This is a genomic window from Crocosphaera chwakensis CCY0110, from assembly GCF_000169335.1.
In the GTDB taxonomy this organism is placed as follows: Bacteria; Cyanobacteriota; Cyanobacteriia; order Cyanobacteriales; family Microcystaceae; genus Crocosphaera; species Crocosphaera chwakensis.
The window spans coordinates 39,478-58,450 of record NZ_AAXW01000005.1 but is presented as its reverse complement, the minus strand read 5'-3'; the positions used below and the strand labels follow the sequence as shown (position 1 = coordinate 58,450).

Genomic DNA, 18,973 nt, shown 5'->3' with positions numbered 1-18,973 from the left:
ACAAATATCTTGGCTTTAAATTTTAGTACAAAAATACCTAGCATTAGGGTTTTTAACGGGGATACGATTAATAGTTAGTCTTTAGCCAGAAAGGCATCTTAAACTTTGGAAAAAACAGTTTCTCTGGAATTTCCAGCTTCAATTGAGTTTTTTTCTACTATATTTAGTATGTTTAAATAGGTTAACTTTTTAATCTTCTTTCAATAGCATTTGACCAATCATTAATCATCGTCTTAACTTCTACACTAATAATTGAAGCTTTATCCGATAACATAACATCGAGTTTATTAGATGTTACTTTACCCAATTTTTGCCAATTATTTCCTAAATTTTGCTGTAGATAACTTTCCCATTCTTGTTGATTTTCGGGACTAACAGATACGATAATTTGTCCACAAACTTCCCCAAATAGTAAAGTATCTAAGCGAATTTCATGAGCAGAATTAAGGCTTATTTCTGCTCCTAAATTTCCACTAATACAACATTCAGCTAAAGCAATAATTAAGCCACCTTCTGCACAATCATGGGCTGATTTTATCCAACCTTGACCAATCCCATCTCGACAAGTTTTCTGTACTAAACGTTCTCTTTCAAAATCAACTTTGGGAGGCTTTCCTGATACCATATCATGAAGACTTGCTAAATACTCAGATCCACCTAAAGTGGGTTTTTGCTCAACCCCTAATAAGTAAATAATATCCCCTTCTTTTTGCCAACCTTGTCCACAAACTTTTGTAATATCTTCTATTAATCCCACCATTCCTATAACTGGTGTCGGATAAATTGGTGTGGGATTTTGTTGAGTATCAACTGTCTCATTATATAGAGACACATTACCACCTGTTACTGGTGTTTTTAGCTCCCGACAACCTTCTGAAATACCTTGACAAGCTAAAGCTAATTGCCAATAACCAATAGGATTTTCAGGACTTCCAAAATTCAAATTATTAGTAATTGCCAAGGGTTCAGCACCCACACAACTGAGATTTCTAGCTGCTTCAGCTACGGCTGCTTTTGCCCCTTCTAAGGGGTCTAAATACACATAACGAGAATTACAATCAGTCGTAGCAGCTACCCCTATTTTACAAGTATCAGGTTTAGCTTCGATAGGACGCACACGAATTACTGCAGCATCGGCACCTCCTGGTAAAATAACGGTGTTATTTTGGACTTGATGATCGTATTGACGATAAACCCATTTTTTAGAGGCAATAGAAGGGGTATCTAAAAGGGTTAATAGGATGTCATCCCAGGTTTTCAATTCTCCTTTAATTTTTACCCCTTCTGGTGTACAACTTGGTAAACTGTCTTCTTTCCATTGCCAAGCTTGTTGTGCATATTCGGGAGGGGTTTCTAATAATTCTCTATGATAAATAGGGGTCTTATCGGCTAAAGCATTAGCAGGAATTTCTGCTGCAATTTCTCCTTTAAATAAGATTCTAACGATGGGATCTTTTATTACTTCTCCTGCTACTACCGCTTGCAGTTCCCAACGATGAAAAATATCAATTAGTTCCTGTTCTCTGCCTTTTTCGGCAACAAATAACATCCGTTCTTGAGACTCAGATAATAAGTATTCGTAGGGAACCATTCCTGTTTCTCGTACAGGAATTTTATCTAAGTCTAATTCAATGCCAACCCCTCCATTAGCGGCCATTTCAGAGGTAGAACAGGTAATTCCGGCTGCTCCCATATCCTGCGCTGCCACCACTGCCCCAGTTTTAAACGCCTCTAAACAAGCTTCAATTAGAGACTTTTCTAAGAAGGGATCGCCTACTTGTACTGCAGGACGATCATCCATCGATTGATCGGTTAATTCTGCACTGGCAAAACTGGCCCCACCCATGCCATCTCTACCGGTGGTTGATCCTACATATAATACAGGATTCCCTATTCCTGAAGCCCCAGATTTTACGATGTCTTTTGTTTCCATTAAACCTAAGGCCATGGCATTTACTAATGGGTTACCATTGTAAGCAGAATTAAAGTAAATTTCTCCCCCCACTGTTGGCACTCCCACACTGTTTCCATAGTGGGATATTCCTTCAACAACCCCTGAAAAAATGCGTCTAGTTTTGGCATTTTTTAAGTCTCCAAACCGCAGAGAATTTAAACTAGCAATGGGACGCGCTCCCATCGTAAAAATATCTCTTAAAATACCACCAACGCCAGTGGCTGCACCCTGAAACGGTTCTACGGCTGAAGGATGATTATGGGACTCAATTTTAAAAGCTAATCTTAACCCTTCCCCTAAGTCTACCACCCCTGCATTTTCCCCTGGCCCCACTAAAATGCGATCGCCTTCGGTGGGAAAATTCTTCAATAGAGGACGGGAATTTTTATAACAACAATGTTCTGACCACATCACTCCAAACATTCCTAATTCTGCTTTGTTGGGGTGTCTTCCTAACCGTTTGACTATTTCTTCATATTCAGAGGGTTTAAGTCCTTCTGCTGCAATTTCTTCGGGAGTAAAGGGCGCAGTCATAATTAATAATTAATAATTAATAATTAATAATTTACACCTTAAACTATAGCAGACTTTCCATTTGTTTCCAAGTTAATCCTTGTTCTATATAATTAGGATCATTGGGGTTATAAGGACTTTTAATACGATCTATACTAATAATATTAGCTATGTCTGATAGCACGGGAATATCAGGGTTAAATTCTGTTGGTTTCATAATTGAACTGGAAAACCCTTTAAAAATCATTAGTTGATCCATATCTTCTTCAATTTTAACTGTGATTAATAATACTTCTTCAGGATGAGTAATGGTATATTTTTCTAGTTGTTGAATTCTGGATAATGACATAATTTATGTTCCTTGACTTAACCAAGCGATCGCTTCTTTTATCCATTCCTCAGTGTTTGTATTTTTTAACATGAGATTATCTTGACTTAAGGTAGAAATGGCTTTGTTAATCTCTTCATTAGTATAACCTAAAGCTAACAAGGTCATCTCAATATCTTCTAAAATTTCTAAGGACGGCATAGCAGAAGAAGAGGTAACGGTAACTCCTACTAATTTTCGCCATTGTGATAGTTTAGTTCTCAATTCTAAGGCAATTCTTTCAGCAGTTTTTTTGCCAATTCCTGGGGTTTGAGATAAAATTCTAATATTTCCTGTAACAATAGCTTGTACTAATTCTTCTAAGCCTAAGGTATCAATTAAAGCAATAGCTGATTGTGCGCCTATTCCACTGACACTAATTAATTGACGAAATAATTCTCTTTCTGCTGTGGTAAAAAATCCATATAAAATTTGCTGATCGTCTTTAATTTGTAAATGGGTAAAAACTTGAATAATATCTAATTTTTCTTGAGAAATATCTCTCGCTAATTTTGAAGGGATTTGTATTTCATAGCCAATTTGATTAACTTCTAACACCAATATAATACGGTTATTGGTATTTTTAATCACTTCGATGGGACTACCTTTTAAGTAACTAATCACAGGGGTTTAATTTAAGTTGTAATAAATTTAAAATGATTCAAACCTTCTAAAATTCCTTTAGCACAATATTGTTTTGCTAAGTAACGAAAGGGGGTTTGATGTTGATAATACCATTGCAAAAGTTCTGATTTAGCATTCCCAACAATAATACCTCTTTCTTCTCCTTGAAATAAGGTTATATCATTACCAGAATCACCACAAACAACGGTTTTATTAGCAGCTATTGTCCATTTATTTCGTAAGTATTGTAAAGCTGCTCCCTTACCTCCATTTTTAGGTAAAATATCTAGGGCATAACTAGCACTATAAATAACCTGTGTTTCTAACTTTTCTCTCGCTAAATCGGCTTTTAATCGAGGTAAAACCTCTTGAGCTATCGTATCAGATAAACAATAACTTACTTTAAAAGGCGTTTGTTCGGATGAAGGTTGTAATACCAAATCAGCAAAATGACTGGCAATGGAAAACACTGCTTCTCGATCCCACTTTTCAGAAACTTGATTAGCCCATTGTAAATCAAAATTATCTTTAATAGGGTGAAAGTATATCTCTGTTCCCACAGAGGTAATTAAAGCGTCTGGAGATAAAAGAGATTTTTCTTGGTTAAGTTGACGATAAAGTTCGAGCGATCGCCCTGTGGAATAGACAAGTTTTATATTTTCTTGTTGTCGTTTTTTTTCTAATACTTCGTTAAGAATAATTAAAGCCGTATCATCACCAATAAGAGTATGGTCAAGATCAGTGACTAATAAAAAATCTGTCATCTGAAGTTTTGATTTTATGAGTTCGCTTTCATATCATAGCATTCATTAAACAACTGATATAATCTTGACTTAGCTTTGTATAAAGCAAAAGAAGACGCACACGATCGCCTCATTTGTGCTAATTTACTCCCACCATAGTCGCAGAAACTGAACATTTTTTCTTACAATAGGAAATGACTAACTTCATCCCAAAGATGTTATGACCCAAACCGATAGTCAACCGCGTACCGAAGTTGAAAAGGATACTTATCTCGATGAAATACCCGATGAACTAGAGATGTCATTGTTTGATCATCTTGAAGAACTGCGGATGCGTATTTTTTATGCTTTAATTGCTGTAGTTATTGCCATGTTAAGTTGTTTTCTTGTGGTGAAGCCCTTAGTTAGATGGCTAGAAATTCCGGCACAAGGAGTAAAGTTTTTACAATTAGCTCCTGGAGAGTTCTTTTTTGTTTCCATTAAGGTAGCAGGTTATAGCGGTTTATTGATAGCGAGTCCTTTTATTCTTTATCAGATCATTCAGTTTGTTTTACCTGGTTTAACCCGTCGGGAACGACGTTTATTAGCTCCTGTGGTTTTGGGATCAAGTGTGTTATTTTTTGCAGGAATTGCCTTTTCTTATTGGGCTTTGATTCCGGCTGCTTTAAACTTTTTTATTAGTTACGGCGCGGATGTTGTTGAACAATCTTGGTCAATTGATCGTTATTTTGAGTTTGTTTTATTATTAATGTTTAGTACAGGGATTGCTTTTCAAATTCCTGTTATTCAATTAATTTTAGGACAGTTGGGTATTGTATCATCTCAACAAATGTTAAAAGGATGGCGTGTAATAATTTTAGCAGCCGTTATTTTAGGGGCAATTTTAACTCCTTCGACTGATCCTTTGACTCAATCTTTATTAGCATCTGCTGTATTGGGGTTATATTTTGGAGGTGTTGGCTTGGTTAAATTAAGTGGAAAATGATTAATGATTAATTAATGGGTTGGAACAATCAAAATAGGACATTCAGAGTGAGAAATTACCCCTTTACTGATACTTCCTAAAAAGAGTTCAGAGATAGGATTACGTTCATGAGACCCCATAATAATCATATCCACTTCTAATTTTTTTGCTTCTTTGATAATAGTTTCTACCGTTGAACCTTGTATTAATAAAGCGGTGGTTTCTATGCTTTGATCCCGTAATTTTTTAGCGATTTCCTGAATCTGAGAATGTTCTCCGTGAAAGGTTTCTGCTACATAATCTCTGACAGTTTGGGGACCGGTATCATAACCGACAAAATCTGGTTCTGGTTGAGCAACATGGAGAATCCATAATTTTGCTGACAAAGCCTTAGCCATTTCTTGGGCTTTATTCACTACTTTTTGAGTAGAATCAGAACAATCAACGGCAACCAGAAGTTTCACAGTTTCCTCATGCTAATATAGCAGTTTTATTATAACAGAGGCTCCTTTTTAGCTCAATTTTTAAAGCAAAAAACTGTCAATTTTTTTGCAACTATCTTCAAGAAACCAGAGTGTTAAATACAAAACACAACCCAACCTAAAAGATGATTTAATTTTAGAATTGATTTAATGCAATTAATTCATACTTGTCCTCCGATTGTATGACCTATTTGGGGGAAGACGACTTATAATACTACCTTTTAAAATATGCTTTATGGTTAATGCAGATGTTGTCAAGATTTCTCCTGAAATTAGTCAAGATGTATATCAGTTTAATTTCAAGATTTGATGACAAAAAGCATTCTTTCGTTCTGACTCTTCCTCACCAGCATTTTTTGCAATCATTCCTATGAAACATCTTATCCTCGGTAGTCTTTCAGTCGTTCTTTTTTCAAACCTTGCTACTCCAGTAATTGCTTCTGAAGAGGTGGCTAAAGTGAATCTTCAACCCTCTTATGGAAGTTTTGCTCAAGTAACACCAGTTAACCTCGTACAACTGGCTTATCGAGGATATTTTTCTGATTTAGGAATTCCTAGTCATGGAGCATTTAAACAGGCGTTAATCTCTCAAAAAATTGATGCAGAAATCATCGTTAGAAGTGCTATTACTAAAGGCAGACTATCCTCTGACTATATCAGTAATCAAGCTTATATAGATACTGTAAATATGCAGCTACAAAGTATTACCTACAACTAAATGAGTCCAAACAGTAGAAATAAATAAATGAACTAATCTTTGAAAGGTTAGTTCATTTTTGTGTTATTGGCTTATATCAAAGTAGCCAGAAGAAATATCTCAGGTAGGTTTTTAGAAGGTAAATGTGGTTCGTAAGGCACCAACCCAAATACTATTGTTTTCGTTATTGCCATCTGGTTGCAGAATGACAAACACCCCTGGAGTCAACAAAATATTATCGTTGAGGGGGTAACGATATTGAGTTTCGATGATATAGGGCGTATCTTGGTCAGGAACCGTTAAATCTCCCGTGAGAGCATCGATTCGCCGACTATTGGTAATAGAACCACCGGCGATGCTTAAAACGGCCCCTTCTTTACCAATATCCACCATGGATAAAGAAGCACTCCAGGCCCAGACATCGGACCCGAACCCTTTACGACTGTTTCCTTCAGCATCCAAACCTTGGGCGCGAGCTAACGCATAACCCCCCCAAGCAGAGAAGTTAAAGGTTTCATTAATGCGCCAGTTTCCTGTAATACCATAACTATCCCGAATAGTCGGGGCCCCTAAGAAGGGATCTTTCGCAATACCTTGACCAGTTTGGGGAGTTTGGTTATCCGGTTCAACATAACTACCGGTACTCGAAGAAATATCGGAATTTCCGGCAGCAAAGTAAGAGTGAAGATAGGTAAAGGTGAAACTCAAAGCATCGCTAGGATAAACCCCTAACTGGGCCCCTGTACTATAGTTCCCGTTGAATAAACCATTGCCGAGAGAGGGATCATTTGCGGTGTCACTCAGATACAGTCCTCTGAGAATGAAGACATCGTTAAAAGCATAGTTGATACCGATCCCTTTTCCTTCTGGCCCACGGAAGGTAATTGGGTTATAGCGGATAAAACGGGATAAAGCCCCAGATTCTTCAGCAAATAAGAGGGGGTTACCGACATCAAAAATATCGTCAATATCCAGTGAGTTAGCCCCTACCCAGGTGGTTAAATTACCAATAGGAAAGCGATAGTAAACGTCATCAATGAAGGTATCACTACCACTTTCAGAGTCATGGCCAAGACGGGCCATTTCTGTGCCGGTGGGATCTGACCAGTTAACAATCGTACCACTTTCAAAACGGGTTTTTAGTAAGTCTTCTCCGGTGAAACTGGTATCGAAATTATAACGGCTTCGATGACCAATTACCCCATTGTCATCAATGCGTCGTCTTTCGAGTAACCCTTGATTGAATAAGTCTTGTTCACGAAAATCTAACGCTCTTTCTCCCCACGCACCGGAGAGGGTAATAATGACTTCTCCGTTTAACTTGGTGGTGGTGGAAAATTGATGTTCTTCTAGGAAAGCGACTCTTTCTTCAAGATTACTGACCCTCGCACCTAAAGCGATTAATTCTTGCTCAAATTCCTGTGCCAACCGTTTTAATTTCTCGATATCTTCCCGTAAAACAGCGACATTTTCCTGGATCAGTCGCTCCATGGTATTGAGACAAGCATTTAAACCGGCTGCAAACTCCCAACGACTTAAAGCACGATCACCGCGAAAAGTGCGATCGGGATACCCTACAATACAACCGTAACGTTCTACTAAGCTGCGTAAGGCTTCATAAGCCCAGTCTGTAGGAGAAATATCCCGTAATTCCCCAACACTGGTCACTTGAGTCATAGAAGGGGTACTTCCTACATCCTGAAACTGTTTGGACGTATCACGGTTAAGGGGAGTTTTTAACTGAGGACGATTACGAATAATATCTAAAGCTTCTATGGAAGAAACGGTTTCTAGGTTCTTGTTGTTATCAGAAGAAGCGATCGCTGTTTCTGTAACCAAAAAAGACAGACCGATTATTGTCGGAGATACTGTCATTGTTAACAAAAATTTCAACATTGAAGTCAATTCTCACACCTACGAATTTAAGGAATTAAGGTTAAGTGACCTTCTTAAATTGCTTTGTTTGAGTCACCACCTAAAATATTGTTCAGAATAAACATTTTACTCTAAAAATACCTTAAGTTATAATCATTTCTTAAATTTTATTTAAAATTTGTTTACTGATATCTTGCATCAGTACAAAAAAACTAAAGAATTTACCCCCAGACAGAAAACCCTATTGCTATTCTTTATGTGATCTCAAAGGTCATAATTTTCCACGGTTGGATTTGATTATCATCATTGGTTTTTTCTTCTAATAAGTTAACTGCTGGACCTAATCGTAAGTTTAAATCACTTGCAATCTCAAGATTAGCGGATTTTCCTTCACATTCATAGCAGCGCAAAATATAGTTATTATTTACCGCTTCTGCGGGTTTAAATGCAGAGACAATTAAGTTATCTGATTTTACGTTTAATCCTGAAAATATGGGGGGCAATATTCCTTGATTATTGATTTTATTGTTAGGTATTATTGCTTGTAAAGGAATATTTAATTCACGAGCTTTTTGGACTGTTTTTGCCTCTTGCCAACTTCCTTGATGGGGATAGATAGCATAGGTAAATTCATGATATCCAATGTCACAAGTGGGATCAGGCCATCGGGGACTTTTTAATAGGGTAAGTCTCAAGCGATCGCTTTGACTATCATAGCCATATTTACAGTCATTTAATAAGCTAACCCCGTAGTTTTTATTCTTATCGGTTAAATCTGCCCATCGTAATGCAGGAACTTCCCATTTAGCTTTTTCATAAGGTGTTTTAGGAAAATTTGTCCGTTGAATAGTTCCAAAAGGAATCTCATAACTGGTATACTCTGCTGTTAAGTTAAATGGGAATGTTGTTTTGACTAATACATAGGTTTCTTGCCAATTAACTTGGGTTTTGATTTGTAAAATTGCTGAATTTTTTTGCAATATGTAATCTTGAGTAAAGTCTGATTGTCCTAATTTTCTGCTTACTCTAACTTTCCATCGTAATGGACCTGTTTCTAAAGTTTCTATGGTTTTTAATTCTGTATCAGGTAAAGGATAATTATTATAATTGGGGTCAATATTCCAAGCATCCCAATATTGTCCTTTATCTTTAAAGCTTTGTAACTGATTTCCTTCTCCTCTTAAAATTTCTTGATCATTAATTTTGTCATAAATATTATCAATATTTCCTGTAGTCTTATTAATTCTAACTTTTAAATATTCATTGTCTAAAATAGTTTCATTTTGCTGCAATATTTTTGCTTCTTCTTTTTTAGCCTTCTTGTAACCTAGCCAAAACATGCGATAACCGATAGAAGGAATTTTGTCAGCTAAAAATAAGAGCTTATTATCATGAGAAACTTGAGTAATTAATTGTTTGCCTTCTAAATCATAAACCTCATAATTGTTCTCAATTTCTACTATTTGCGATCGCTCCCAGTTCAACGAGTTAAAAATAATAATCGATTTTCCCTCAATTCCAGTTATAGCAGGAACTTGAATATATGAGATAATTTTTTCTAAAGCAGATTTTAAGAGTGTGTTACCTATACTTTGAACTGCTTTCCACTCTTCATTTGCCTGCACAAAAACATCCTTAATAGCGGTTCCTGGTAAAATATCATGGAATTGATTAAATAAGACTTTTTTCCAAGCCAATTTTATGTTACTTTTTACTTCATTATCTATCCCTTTACCTTCAATAATAGCTGCTAAACATGACCACAATTCCGCTTCATATAATAATTCTTCACTCCGACGATTATAATATTTTTGATCAGCGTGACTGGTATAATAACCGCGATGTAAATCTAAATAGAGTTCATCATCCCATATAGGCATATCTAACCCATTTTCAACGATATTGTTAACCTTATCTAGATAACTTTTAGCTGTTGTAAAATCAACTTTAGGAAAAAAAGGAGACTGTTGCCAGCGTTGATTAACTTCTACCATGTCACGGGTTGGACCACCGCCATGATCTCCAACTCCTGGTATCCACAGTATTTCTTTTAACCCCGTTTGTTGTTCCCATTTAACACTATAATTGGTCATGGTAATGGGGTGAGTGGTCATGACTCCTTCCACATTTGGGGGAGACATTACCGTTAACAATTGTGTACCATCAAGAGATTGCCACCAAAAGGCACCATGAGGGAATTTTACGGTACTATTCCAGTGAAGTTTACCAGTAACAAAATAATTGATCCCACTTTGTGTAAAAATTTGCGGTAACTGTAAACAAAATCCGAAACTGTCAGGTAACCAGGCAATTTCTGTAATCCTTCCGAATTTTTCTTTAATGTATTTTTGTCCATATAAAAGCTGTCTGACAATAGATTCTCCTGAGACTAAATTAACTTCTGGTTCGACCCACATCCCTCCTAAAATTTCCCATGTACCTGCTTGATATGAAGCTTGAATCTGTTTAAAAAGCTCAGGACGATTGTTTTCGATCCATTCATAAAGAACAGGGGTTGTATGGCAAAATGTCAGGTCATTAAATTCTTGTTGTAAGTTAATCACTGACCTAAAAGTTCGTTCTGCAACTTCCCAGGTTTCGTCTACTGTCCACAACCAAGCCATGTCTAAATGAGCATGACCAACGACGTTAAAATTTCGTTGTTTAATCTCGTTACTTAAAGGTTGTAATTGTTCTCTGACTTGATTTAATTCATCATTAAACTTGTTTCTGTTATGAACATAATTCCAATCAATTTTATTGACAGTTTCTTCTACGAAATCTAATTTGTCAGGTTCAAAGTTTGATAAATAGTTAAATAAAACAGCAATTTCGTCAGCCACGAAACCAGGATCAATAGAATTATGATCACTTTCATAAATTAATTGGGACTTCATTAATGCACCAATATCATGACTCGGACTCACTAACCGTAAACAGACTAAAAATTCTTGCCCTGGTTGAGAAGAATTAGTTAATAAAACTCTAGCTAAACTATCAAATAAATCCCCCTCTTGCACTAACTTACCATTAACAAAAATTTGCGCTATTTCTGCCCACCAAACTAAAGATAATCTCAAAGAAAGTCCCTGCAAAGGATAACCCTTTAAGTCTTCAGGAATAACAAATTTTTGGACTAACCATTTTAAGTGGCTTCCTGCTTCCCAGGTTAAATATCCTTTATCATTAGCTGTAATTAATTCTAAGTTATCAACATTAATATGGTTGATGTCTATTTCTTCTGAAGTTGCTAACCAGTTAGCTTGTCTATTAATTTGCGTTAGGTGACGTAATTTATCAATAGTTTCAGTAATGTTCATTTTCTAGCAATAATTAAAATAACTAAAAGACTAATCAATACAATTTCAGTCCCTATTAACCCCTTTAAAATTTCTATATCTTCTGGGTTAACTATAAAAAATTGACGAAAGACAGTATAAGGAAGAATTTGTAAAACAAAAATTCCTATAACTATAATAAGGGCGATGATACCATAAAAAGATTGCAACCAAAGATTAACAGAAGTAATAACATCAAAGATTAATAAAATAATATCCATTAATCGCCAATGAAAAGGTGTATCTAACCAAGAAACATTCCCTAATCCTAAAATATTAGTACAATGAACCAAAGCCCCATAAACTAAACAAATAGACAAAAATCTTACATAAATTCCTGTCCAATACTGAGGAAAAGATTTTTGTAAACCTTGAAACATTTTAAAATTCTACCTAATTTCTATTTTTTGCTAAAATAAGCTAAAAAAATCAATATATTATACTTTAACCCATGTCTCACCCTGTGAATAAATCTCCCCTTATTCCCCCTACTTTAATCGAAAACAGAAAAGCGGATCATCTTAATATTGTTCTTCAAGAAGATGTAGCAGGTAAAGGCATAACCACAGGGTTTGAGCAATTTTTGATCGAACATGATGCCCTTCCTGATGTGGATCTTGATGACGTTGATCTTAGCTTACAACTCTGGGGAAAAACCCTGCAAGCTCCTTTACTCATCAGTAGTATGACAGGAGGTACAGACTCAGCACACATCATTAACCTAAATTTAGCAGAAGCAGCCCAAGCCTTGGGTATCGCTATGGGAGTCGGATCTCAACGAGCAGCTATTGAACAGCCTAACTTAGGAAAAACTTACAAAATACGACAAGTTGCTCCGAATATCCTCTTATTTGCTAATTTAGGAGCAGTACAACTTAATTATGGTTACGGGATCGATGAAGCCAAAAAAGCAGTAGACATGATCGAAGCTGATGCTTTGATCCTCCATCTCAACCCCCTGCAAGAAGCGGTGCAAGCAGAAGGCGATCGCAACTGGAAAGGACTCTACGATAAGATCGCTACTGTCGCCACTCAATTAGAAGTCCCCATCATCGCTAAAGAAGTGGGTAACGGCATCAGTGGGAAAGTTGCCCGTCGTTTGGCTGATTGTGGAGTGTCTGCCATTGATATTGCCGGGGCTGGAGGAACCAGTTGGAGTGAAGTCGAAGCCTACCGACAGCATGATCCTCGTCGTCGTCAAATTGCCCATTGTTTTGCTGGTTGGGGCATTCCTACCGCAATGTCTTTAATGCAGGTACGCGAAGCAGTGCCAGAGTTACCCGTGTTTGCCAGTGGCGGTATTCGTAACGGGATCGATGCAGCTAAAGCGATCGCATTGGGAGCAAGTTTGGTGGGTAGTGCAGCCCCTTTATTAGACGCTGCTACCCATCAATCTCAGGCAGTGTATGATAAGTTCTCAATCCTCTTAGAAACCCTCAAAATTGCTACTTTCTGCGCTGGAGTGTCTAATTTAACTGAGTTAAAACAAGTGACTTTACATCGTAAAAATGGTTAATTTTAAGCTATTTGCTAGGTAACCAATCTTCATCTAATAATTGTTGTAAGCTATAAGGACAGTCTTGAGGAAACGTATCTAACCCTGATTTAACTTGTACATATTTATGAGCTTTTCGATAAATTTTAGGTAAGTTTTCCTCCAGATAATTATAAAAGTTAGTTGTCATGCGATCGCTAAGTTGGTTACGAAACCCGACAATCTCTGCTTGCCAATGTCGATAATTTCTTTCATATTCATTATGCCAATATTCTAATAAAAGCAAATGACGGATAATCTGTTCTAATAAACTCTCTACTTTATGTCGTTTCTCACTCCCCAAGTCTTCTAACTCTTCAATCAAATTGTCTAAGTCTAATTCCTCAAACCGCTTACCTTTCAACAATTTAACCGTTTCTTCTATCCACAGATAATCATCAATTTCATATAACTCTTTTAGTTTGTCCACATTCTTGACTACCATGATTAATCCATATCTATGTTTAAGCTGAAATACTTAGTAGGTGTTCACTGTTTCGAGATGCACTGTCTAACCCACCTGAAAAGACTTTATAGGCAGACATATTTTTTACTCATACACCTTATACTGTAGAAAATTATATAAAAAAGTAGTACGGTTTGTCAACCCCATTTTCTCGTTACTTAACACAAAATTATCGCACATAATTCTGTATTAAATTGATACAGTTCTCAAAGTGTTTGGTAGTCTATGTTACTTTTTTTAGAAAAATAGCTCGAAAAAGTTTGTATTAAAAATACAAATATATTACATATTAACCCTTGTTAAAAAGTTATTAATTGAAGAAACAGAGTTAAACGATAAAATAGAAAAGAAGTAAATAATATATTTTTATGGAAATTAAACGCTTACCTGCATTATCTGATAATTATATTTTCCTGTTACATGATCCCGATAATAATACGGCCGCAGTGGTTGATCCTGCGGTGGCCGAACCCGTGTTAAATTGCCTAGATCAACTAGGAGCAAAATTAGTCGCTATTTTCAATACTCACCATCATGCTGATCATGTGGGAGGTAATCAAAAATTAATGGAAAAATTCCCCGATCTTTGTGTTTATGGAAGCCAAGAAGATAAAGGTAGAATTCCAGGACAACAAGTCTTTTTACAAGAAGGAGACACAGTGGAATTTGCAGGGAAAACCGGTAAAGTTTACTTTGTTCCGGGTCATACTCGTGGACATATTGCTTATTATTTTCCCCCCAATGATTCAGAAGAAATAGGGGATTTATTTTGTGGCGATACTATTTTTGCTGGAGGCTGTGGCCGTTTATTTGAAGGGACACCTACTCAAATGGTTCAATCGATAAGTAAACTGAGAAATTTACCAGATAATACTCGTATTTGGTGCGCCCATGAATATACATTAAATAACCTTAAATTTGCTGTCACAGTTGATAAAGATAATAGTGATTTACAAACTCGTTACCAAGCAGTTATTAAAGCCCGTGAAAATGAGCAAGCAACCGTTCCATCTCTATTAGGAGAAGAAAAGAAAACCAATCCTTTTTTACGATGGGATCAACCCGCTTTGCAAATGGTCACAGGGATGAATGATCCTGCCAGAGTATTTGGTAAAATTAGGGGTATGAAAGATAATTTCTAATTCAATATGGAAGTCCCTAACTTCAACATTAAAGAAAAAATATCTTATTATTTAGATAATTTTAATAGCCCCATCGGAATCGCCGTTAATTTAGCAATTTTGGGGCTTATTTTATTGTCTTCAGGTATCTTTGTCATTGAAACTTATCCTTTGCCTGAGTCTAGTTTAACGTTCTTAGCAAAATTAGATAATGTCATTTTATACTTATTTACGTTTGAATATTTAATCCGTTTGTGGTGTGCTAAATCAAAAACAAAATTTATTTTTAGTCTTTTTTCCTTTATTGATTTACTTTCTATCTTACCTTTATTTATTGGGTTTGTTGATATTCGTTTTATTCGTATTCTTCGCTGGTTTCGCATTCTTAGGCTTCTAAGATTGATTAAATTTGAAACATCTTTGTTTAGAGTAAAATCTGAAGATGGTGTTGTTTTAGTTAGAATCTTTTTGATTTTATTTTCCTTGATTTTTATTTATTCTGGAGCTATTTATCAAGTTGAACATTATAGTAATCCAGAAGTATTTAAGACCTTTTTTGATGCTTTATATTTTTCCGTTGTTACCATGACAACTGTAGGGTTTGGTGATGTTATTCCCCTGTCGGAAGCAGGGCGAATTTTAACGGTAATGATGATTTTTTCAGGTATTCTTTTAATTCCTTGGCAACTAGGAATTTTAACTCAAAAGTTTTTACAAAATAGTCAACAAGGTGATCAAAATTGTTCTCATTGTGGCTTAAAATTTCATGATCGAGATGCTAACTTCTGTAAGATTTGTGGGACTAAGTTATAATTATTAGTTGTTAGGGACTTAATATTATTCACAATAATACACAATGTTACGGTGATATAGCGTTAATAAATAAGATGTGAAAATTATCTTCTGCCTCTCACCGATAACTGATAACTGATAACAAATACCTAAAGAATAAATTAGATTGCTTTGATCCCCATAATGTAAAGTTTAATTGCAAATTCTAAGAATTATCAAAGTAAAATGTTAAATTGAAAATGAAGCTAATTAATCAAGCTTTCCTGGCAGATCAACTAGCAAGGTAAAACAATAAGTTCAAAGGAGAACACCCTGTATCAGTTCATGTCTGTCTCGTTAACTCTCAATAACAGCAACCAAGCTAGAGGCTTATATTTCCTCAAGTAGAACCAAGAGAGTAAAGTAACTGCAATCTAATGATTCAGTAGCAACTCTAAGGAATCTCAACGTAAGTGTGGAAAACTCTAAGGAACTAGCAACCAGGTTGCTGTTATTGCTTTGAAGAAGGCAGGTGTTAGGTGTACCTGATGCGTTAGAGGAATCCTAGATTAACTATCTAGATTAACTATCTAAGTTGTTTTCCCAGTCAGGACAAGAACTATTGCCAAGCCAACCCCTAGGATGAAATCCACAAATTAATTGAGTTCTCTGGTTACGATTATATCCATAAAATTTACCGTGATAATGACAGCAACCAATGCAAATTTTAGGTCGGGTTGATTCAACTTGATTAAAGCCTAATTGAGAACGCAAAACCTGACACCGAGACTGATAAAAATGACGGCGTTTTTTTAGGAGTCGAAACCGAGATAGATTTGCAGTTGCCATAACCCACAAATAGTAATTAATCTATTCAGATAAGATAACAATATCTCCTACCATTCCTGCTTCTGCATGACCAGAAATGGAACAATGAAGTTCATAGGTTCCTGGTTTCATGGGAACTAAAACCCATTCTGCTTCTGCTGATGGCTTTAATTCTAGCTCATGAATAGCCCCTTTTACTTCCACTTTAGCTGCTTCAACTTTTTGACTCCAACTAGCATCCGCAAAATCTTTAGAGGTAAAATAGTGTTTAGTAGGACTGGGATTATCTAATTTAATTTTATACTTTTTTCCTGCTACCAATTCTAGATGATTCGGTTCAAACACTAATTCTCCTGCTTTATTTCCTAAACTAACATTAATTTCTGTGGTTTCTGTGGCTGCTAACGTATCAGATACATTGAACAAACTAAACAATAATAAAACAGTTAAGAATAAGCCTAAAATTTTCTGTTTCATGTTTTGTCCTCCTTATAAATATTTGTTGATAATTAGACTTAATTTTTCTTTCGTTTCTGCTGGAATTTGCTCACGGGGAGTAAGAATAGCGTATTTTAAAGCTGAATGTGCCTCAGAAACTGGGGGATTTTTATCTAAGCGTTTTACGGTTTCTAAGATAACTTTTTGAGCATTGATAGCATTTTTATGTAAATTATCAATGATCATTTCAACAGTGACATGATCATGGTCTTGATGCCAACAATCGTAGTCAGTGACTAAGGCTAAAGTAGCATAAGCAATTTCGGCTTCTCTAGCTAATTTTGCTTCTTGTAAATTAGTCATACCGATAATTGATGCACCCCAACTGCGGTATAAATTCGATTCAGCGATGGTTGAAAAAGCAGGGCCTTCCATGCACACATAGGTTCCTCCTTGATGTAAATCAATTTCAGGTAAAGCTAAACTTTTCACCGCCTCCCCTAAAATAGCGGCCAGTTGGGGACAAATGGGATGACCAAAACCAATATGAGCTACCACCCCTTGACCAAAAAATGTAGAAACTCTGTGATGTGTGCGATCAATAAATTGATCTGGTATAACCATATCTAGGGGTTTGACTTCTTCTTTAAGAGAACCCACCGCAGAAGCCGAAATAAGATACTCTACCCCTAACTGCTTCATGCCATAAATATTTGCCCGAAAAGGCAACTCTGAAGGAATTAAATGATGATTACGACCATGACGGGCTAAAAAAGCCACTGACACCCCCTCTAAGTTGCCCACAATGAACGCATCAGAAGGGTTACCAAAAGGAGTCTCTAGAGAAATTTCTTGTACATCCTTAAGGGCATCCATTTTATACAAACCGCTACCGCCTAGAATGCCTATTTTTGCTTGAGTGACCATTGATACAGAATTTTTTTGATAAAAATGCTCTTATTAAAAATAACATCTTTTGTTAACAAAGATGTTATCTTCGGCACACTGATAAAAAGAAAATAAGATTTTTTTATAAGTTATGTTAATTAGGAATTCGATGGGGATTAATTACCTATTGAAGAACTGAATTCTTCAACGGCTTCTATATCAGTAGAACATTTTAAAACAAGAGAATTTTCTAACTTAACCACTTTCTCTAAACTTTCCCAAGTATGAGTAAAAGGTGCAACCGCTAAACTACAGGCTTTCCACTCTGCACGAACTGGGACACCTAATTGTTGGCACATTCCCCCTCGACGACCTTCTGTTTGATAGTAACGACAAAAGCGACAAGATGAGGTCAAAAAATTAGAAGTTTTCATGGGAGTTTTTTGGCAAGGGTTGTATGGGATCTTTATAAGATTTTCTTTCCACGTTTCATTATCTAATATCACTAAAGTATGATGTAATCTGCTTACTGATGCCTCTGCCTAGATTTCACTGTTTTACTTGATCCCTGTAGCTTTAGATTTTTTTTATATTTGTTTTACAAAAGTAAATAAAATCCTCGAATAATCAAAAAAACTTAATTAAATTACTTTTCTTAAATTGAGTAAACGACCAAAGAAAATGCTGGGGATCAAGGGTAAAAATAAAAATATTGAAGGATAACTTAACTAATAATAAGAGATTATACGGAGAAAAACTGGAGTTATTCCTTTGGGAATTTAATAATTACTCTAAATTTGACAGCGTTTTTGTTTGCCAATGTTGCGTTATGCAAAGATAACATTTAGACCATCTTTGGAGTTCAATCGAAGGAGTCCGACAATGACACTGAGGACACAAAGGAAGGGTTTCGAGGTGTTGTGCGATCGCATTCGTCCATCGTTGAAAGGCTTCTTCTGGAGTTTGAGAGGTGTGAGGGGAAGATTTTACCGCATCAGTATAAGAAAAGAAACTTTTACCTTGGTCTGAGGATACTGGTTGTGTCTGGTCTTGATGAGAATGCCATTGTGCAGGGGAAAAACGAAGCTTATGTAAGGGCGAATCGGATAAATGATGATTTAGTTGTTGAAGCAAAGAAAAACTTTGAAAAGATAACTGTTGCGCCCAAACTGAACTAGAGACAGCTATCCATAACATATCCCGTTGAACATATAGGGGTTGACTCTGAGACACAGCTTGTTTAGGGACAATGGTAGGCCAAATGTCACAGATTTCAACATAGCGACGATATTCTTCCCATTTCGGCTGTTTGGCTAACACTTCAAGAAGATGATCGAGAGAGGTGAGGGACATATATCAGTAATCAGTGA

Annotated in this window: 19 protein-coding genes; 5 read left to right on the top strand and 14 right to left on the bottom strand. The window is 36.1% G+C overall.

Going from position 1 to position 18,973, the window contains the following annotated elements; translation table 11 throughout:
- Nucleotides 1-181 precede the first annotated feature (181 nt).
- The 4 genes from purL to CY0110_RS04760 are packed head-to-tail and all read right to left on the bottom strand — an operon-like array spanning nucleotide 182 to nucleotide 4,222.
- Entirely contained in the window at nucleotides 182-2,488 is a 2,307-nt protein-coding gene (purL, locus tag CY0110_RS04775) for a phosphoribosylformylglycinamidine synthase subunit PurL (protein WP_008274179.1), read from the bottom strand.
- Nucleotides 2,489-2,531: 43 nt separating this feature from the next.
- Complete coding sequence (locus tag CY0110_RS04770; RefSeq protein ID WP_008274178.1) at nucleotides 2,532-2,816, bottom strand: DUF7734 family protein; 285 nt, start codon at nucleotides 2,814-2,816, stop codon at nucleotides 2,532-2,534.
- Between the two features lie 3 nt (nucleotides 2,817-2,819).
- Nucleotides 2,820-3,458, bottom strand: a complete 639-nt coding sequence (ruvA, locus tag CY0110_RS04765) for a Holliday junction branch migration protein RuvA (RefSeq protein WP_008274177.1) — start codon at nucleotides 3,456-3,458, stop codon at nucleotides 2,820-2,822.
- An 11-nt stretch (nucleotides 3,459-3,469) separates the two neighbouring features.
- Nucleotides 3,470-4,222, bottom strand: coding sequence for a sucrose-phosphate phosphatase (locus CY0110_RS04760; protein WP_008274176.1), 753 nt, complete (start codon nucleotides 4,220-4,222; stop codon nucleotides 3,470-3,472).
- Nucleotides 4,223-4,421: 199 nt separating this feature from the next.
- Between CY0110_RS04760 and tatC the strand changes: the two genes are divergently transcribed.
- Nucleotides 4,422-5,186: a twin-arginine translocase subunit TatC gene (gene tatC / locus CY0110_RS04755; RefSeq protein WP_008274175.1), complete on the top strand. Its 765-nt coding sequence runs from the start codon at nucleotides 4,422-4,424 to the stop codon at nucleotides 5,184-5,186.
- An 11-nt stretch (nucleotides 5,187-5,197) separates the two neighbouring features.
- Here the strand turns inward: tatC and CY0110_RS04750 are convergent, their stop codons facing one another.
- Nucleotides 5,198-5,629: a universal stress protein gene (locus tag CY0110_RS04750; protein ID WP_008274174.1), complete on the bottom strand. Its 432-nt coding sequence runs from the start codon at nucleotides 5,627-5,629 to the stop codon at nucleotides 5,198-5,200.
- Between the two features lie 388 nt (nucleotides 5,630-6,017).
- Here CY0110_RS04750 and CY0110_RS04745 point away from each other — a divergent pair, with 388 nt between their 5' ends.
- Complete coding sequence (locus tag CY0110_RS04745) at nucleotides 6,018-6,365, top strand: hypothetical protein (protein WP_008274173.1); 348 nt, start codon at nucleotides 6,018-6,020, stop codon at nucleotides 6,363-6,365.
- Nucleotides 6,366-6,476: 111 nt separating this feature from the next.
- Here the strand turns inward: CY0110_RS04745 and CY0110_RS04740 are convergent, their stop codons facing one another.
- The 3 genes from CY0110_RS04740 to CY0110_RS04730 form a co-directional block, all read right to left on the bottom strand.
- Nucleotides 6,477-8,240 (bottom strand): iron uptake porin, encoded by a 1,764-nt coding sequence (locus CY0110_RS04740; protein WP_008274172.1) that lies wholly within the window; start codon nucleotides 8,238-8,240, stop codon nucleotides 6,477-6,479.
- Between the two features lie 233 nt (nucleotides 8,241-8,473).
- Nucleotides 8,474-11,539, bottom strand: coding sequence for an alpha-mannosidase (locus tag CY0110_RS04735; protein ID WP_008274171.1), 3,066 nt, complete (start codon nucleotides 11,537-11,539; stop codon nucleotides 8,474-8,476).
- On the bottom strand, nucleotides 11,536-11,937 hold the full coding sequence (locus tag CY0110_RS04730) for a hypothetical protein (RefSeq protein WP_008274170.1): 402 nt from the start codon (nucleotides 11,935-11,937) through the stop codon (nucleotides 11,536-11,538). Before CY0110_RS04730 ends, CY0110_RS04735 begins: the two co-directional genes overlap by 4 nt.
- Nucleotides 11,938-12,008: 71 nt before the next feature.
- On the opposite strand from CY0110_RS04730, the gene fni reads away from it, so the two are divergent.
- Nucleotides 12,009-13,073, top strand: coding sequence for a type 2 isopentenyl-diphosphate Delta-isomerase (gene fni, locus CY0110_RS04725; RefSeq protein WP_008274169.1), 1,065 nt, complete (start codon nucleotides 12,009-12,011; stop codon nucleotides 13,071-13,073).
- A 7-nt stretch (nucleotides 13,074-13,080) separates the two neighbouring features.
- Here fni and CY0110_RS04720 read toward each other — a convergent pair whose 3' ends face one another.
- The gene (locus CY0110_RS04720; protein WP_008274168.1) at nucleotides 13,081-13,536 is read right to left on the bottom strand and encodes a DUF29 domain-containing protein; all 456 of its coding nucleotides are present in this window, start codon (nucleotides 13,534-13,536) and stop codon (nucleotides 13,081-13,083) included.
- Nucleotides 13,537-13,925: 389 nt separating this feature from the next.
- On the opposite strand from CY0110_RS04720, the gene gloB reads away from it, so the two are divergent.
- Both gloB and CY0110_RS04710 read left to right on the top strand, forming a co-directional pair.
- Nucleotides 13,926-14,699 carry a hydroxyacylglutathione hydrolase gene (gene gloB, locus CY0110_RS04715; RefSeq protein WP_008274167.1) on the top strand — a complete coding sequence of 258 codons (774 nt, stop codon included), beginning with the start codon at nucleotides 13,926-13,928 and terminating at the stop codon, nucleotides 14,697-14,699.
- Between the two features lie 6 nt (nucleotides 14,700-14,705).
- On the top strand, nucleotides 14,706-15,491 hold the full coding sequence (locus CY0110_RS04710; RefSeq protein ID WP_008274166.1) for an ion transporter: 786 nt from the start codon (nucleotides 14,706-14,708) through the stop codon (nucleotides 15,489-15,491).
- 540 nt (nucleotides 15,492-16,031) lie between these two features.
- Here the strand turns inward: CY0110_RS04710 and CY0110_RS04705 are convergent.
- The 5 genes from CY0110_RS04705 to CY0110_RS04685 form a co-directional block, all read right to left on the bottom strand.
- Nucleotides 16,032-16,298 carry a hypothetical protein gene (locus tag CY0110_RS04705; RefSeq protein ID WP_008274165.1) on the bottom strand — a complete coding sequence of 89 codons (267 nt, stop codon included), beginning with the start codon at nucleotides 16,296-16,298 and terminating at the stop codon, nucleotides 16,032-16,034.
- A 21-nt stretch (nucleotides 16,299-16,319) separates the two neighbouring features.
- Complete coding sequence (locus tag CY0110_RS04700; protein ID WP_008274164.1) at nucleotides 16,320-16,754, bottom strand: cupredoxin domain-containing protein; 435 nt, start codon at nucleotides 16,752-16,754, stop codon at nucleotides 16,320-16,322.
- 12 nt (nucleotides 16,755-16,766) lie between these two features.
- Nucleotides 16,767-17,642, bottom strand: coding sequence for an S-methyl-5'-thioadenosine phosphorylase (locus CY0110_RS04695; protein WP_008274163.1), 876 nt, complete (start codon nucleotides 17,640-17,642; stop codon nucleotides 16,767-16,769).
- 137 nt (nucleotides 17,643-17,779) lie between these two features.
- Nucleotides 17,780-18,037 (bottom strand): hypothetical protein, encoded by a 258-nt coding sequence (locus CY0110_RS04690; protein WP_008274162.1) that lies wholly within the window; start codon nucleotides 18,035-18,037, stop codon nucleotides 17,780-17,782.
- Between the two features lie 352 nt (nucleotides 18,038-18,389).
- Complete coding sequence (locus CY0110_RS04685) at nucleotides 18,390-18,956, bottom strand: DUF721 domain-containing protein (RefSeq protein ID WP_008274161.1); 567 nt, start codon at nucleotides 18,954-18,956, stop codon at nucleotides 18,390-18,392.
- Nucleotides 18,957-18,973: the final 17 nt, after the last annotated feature.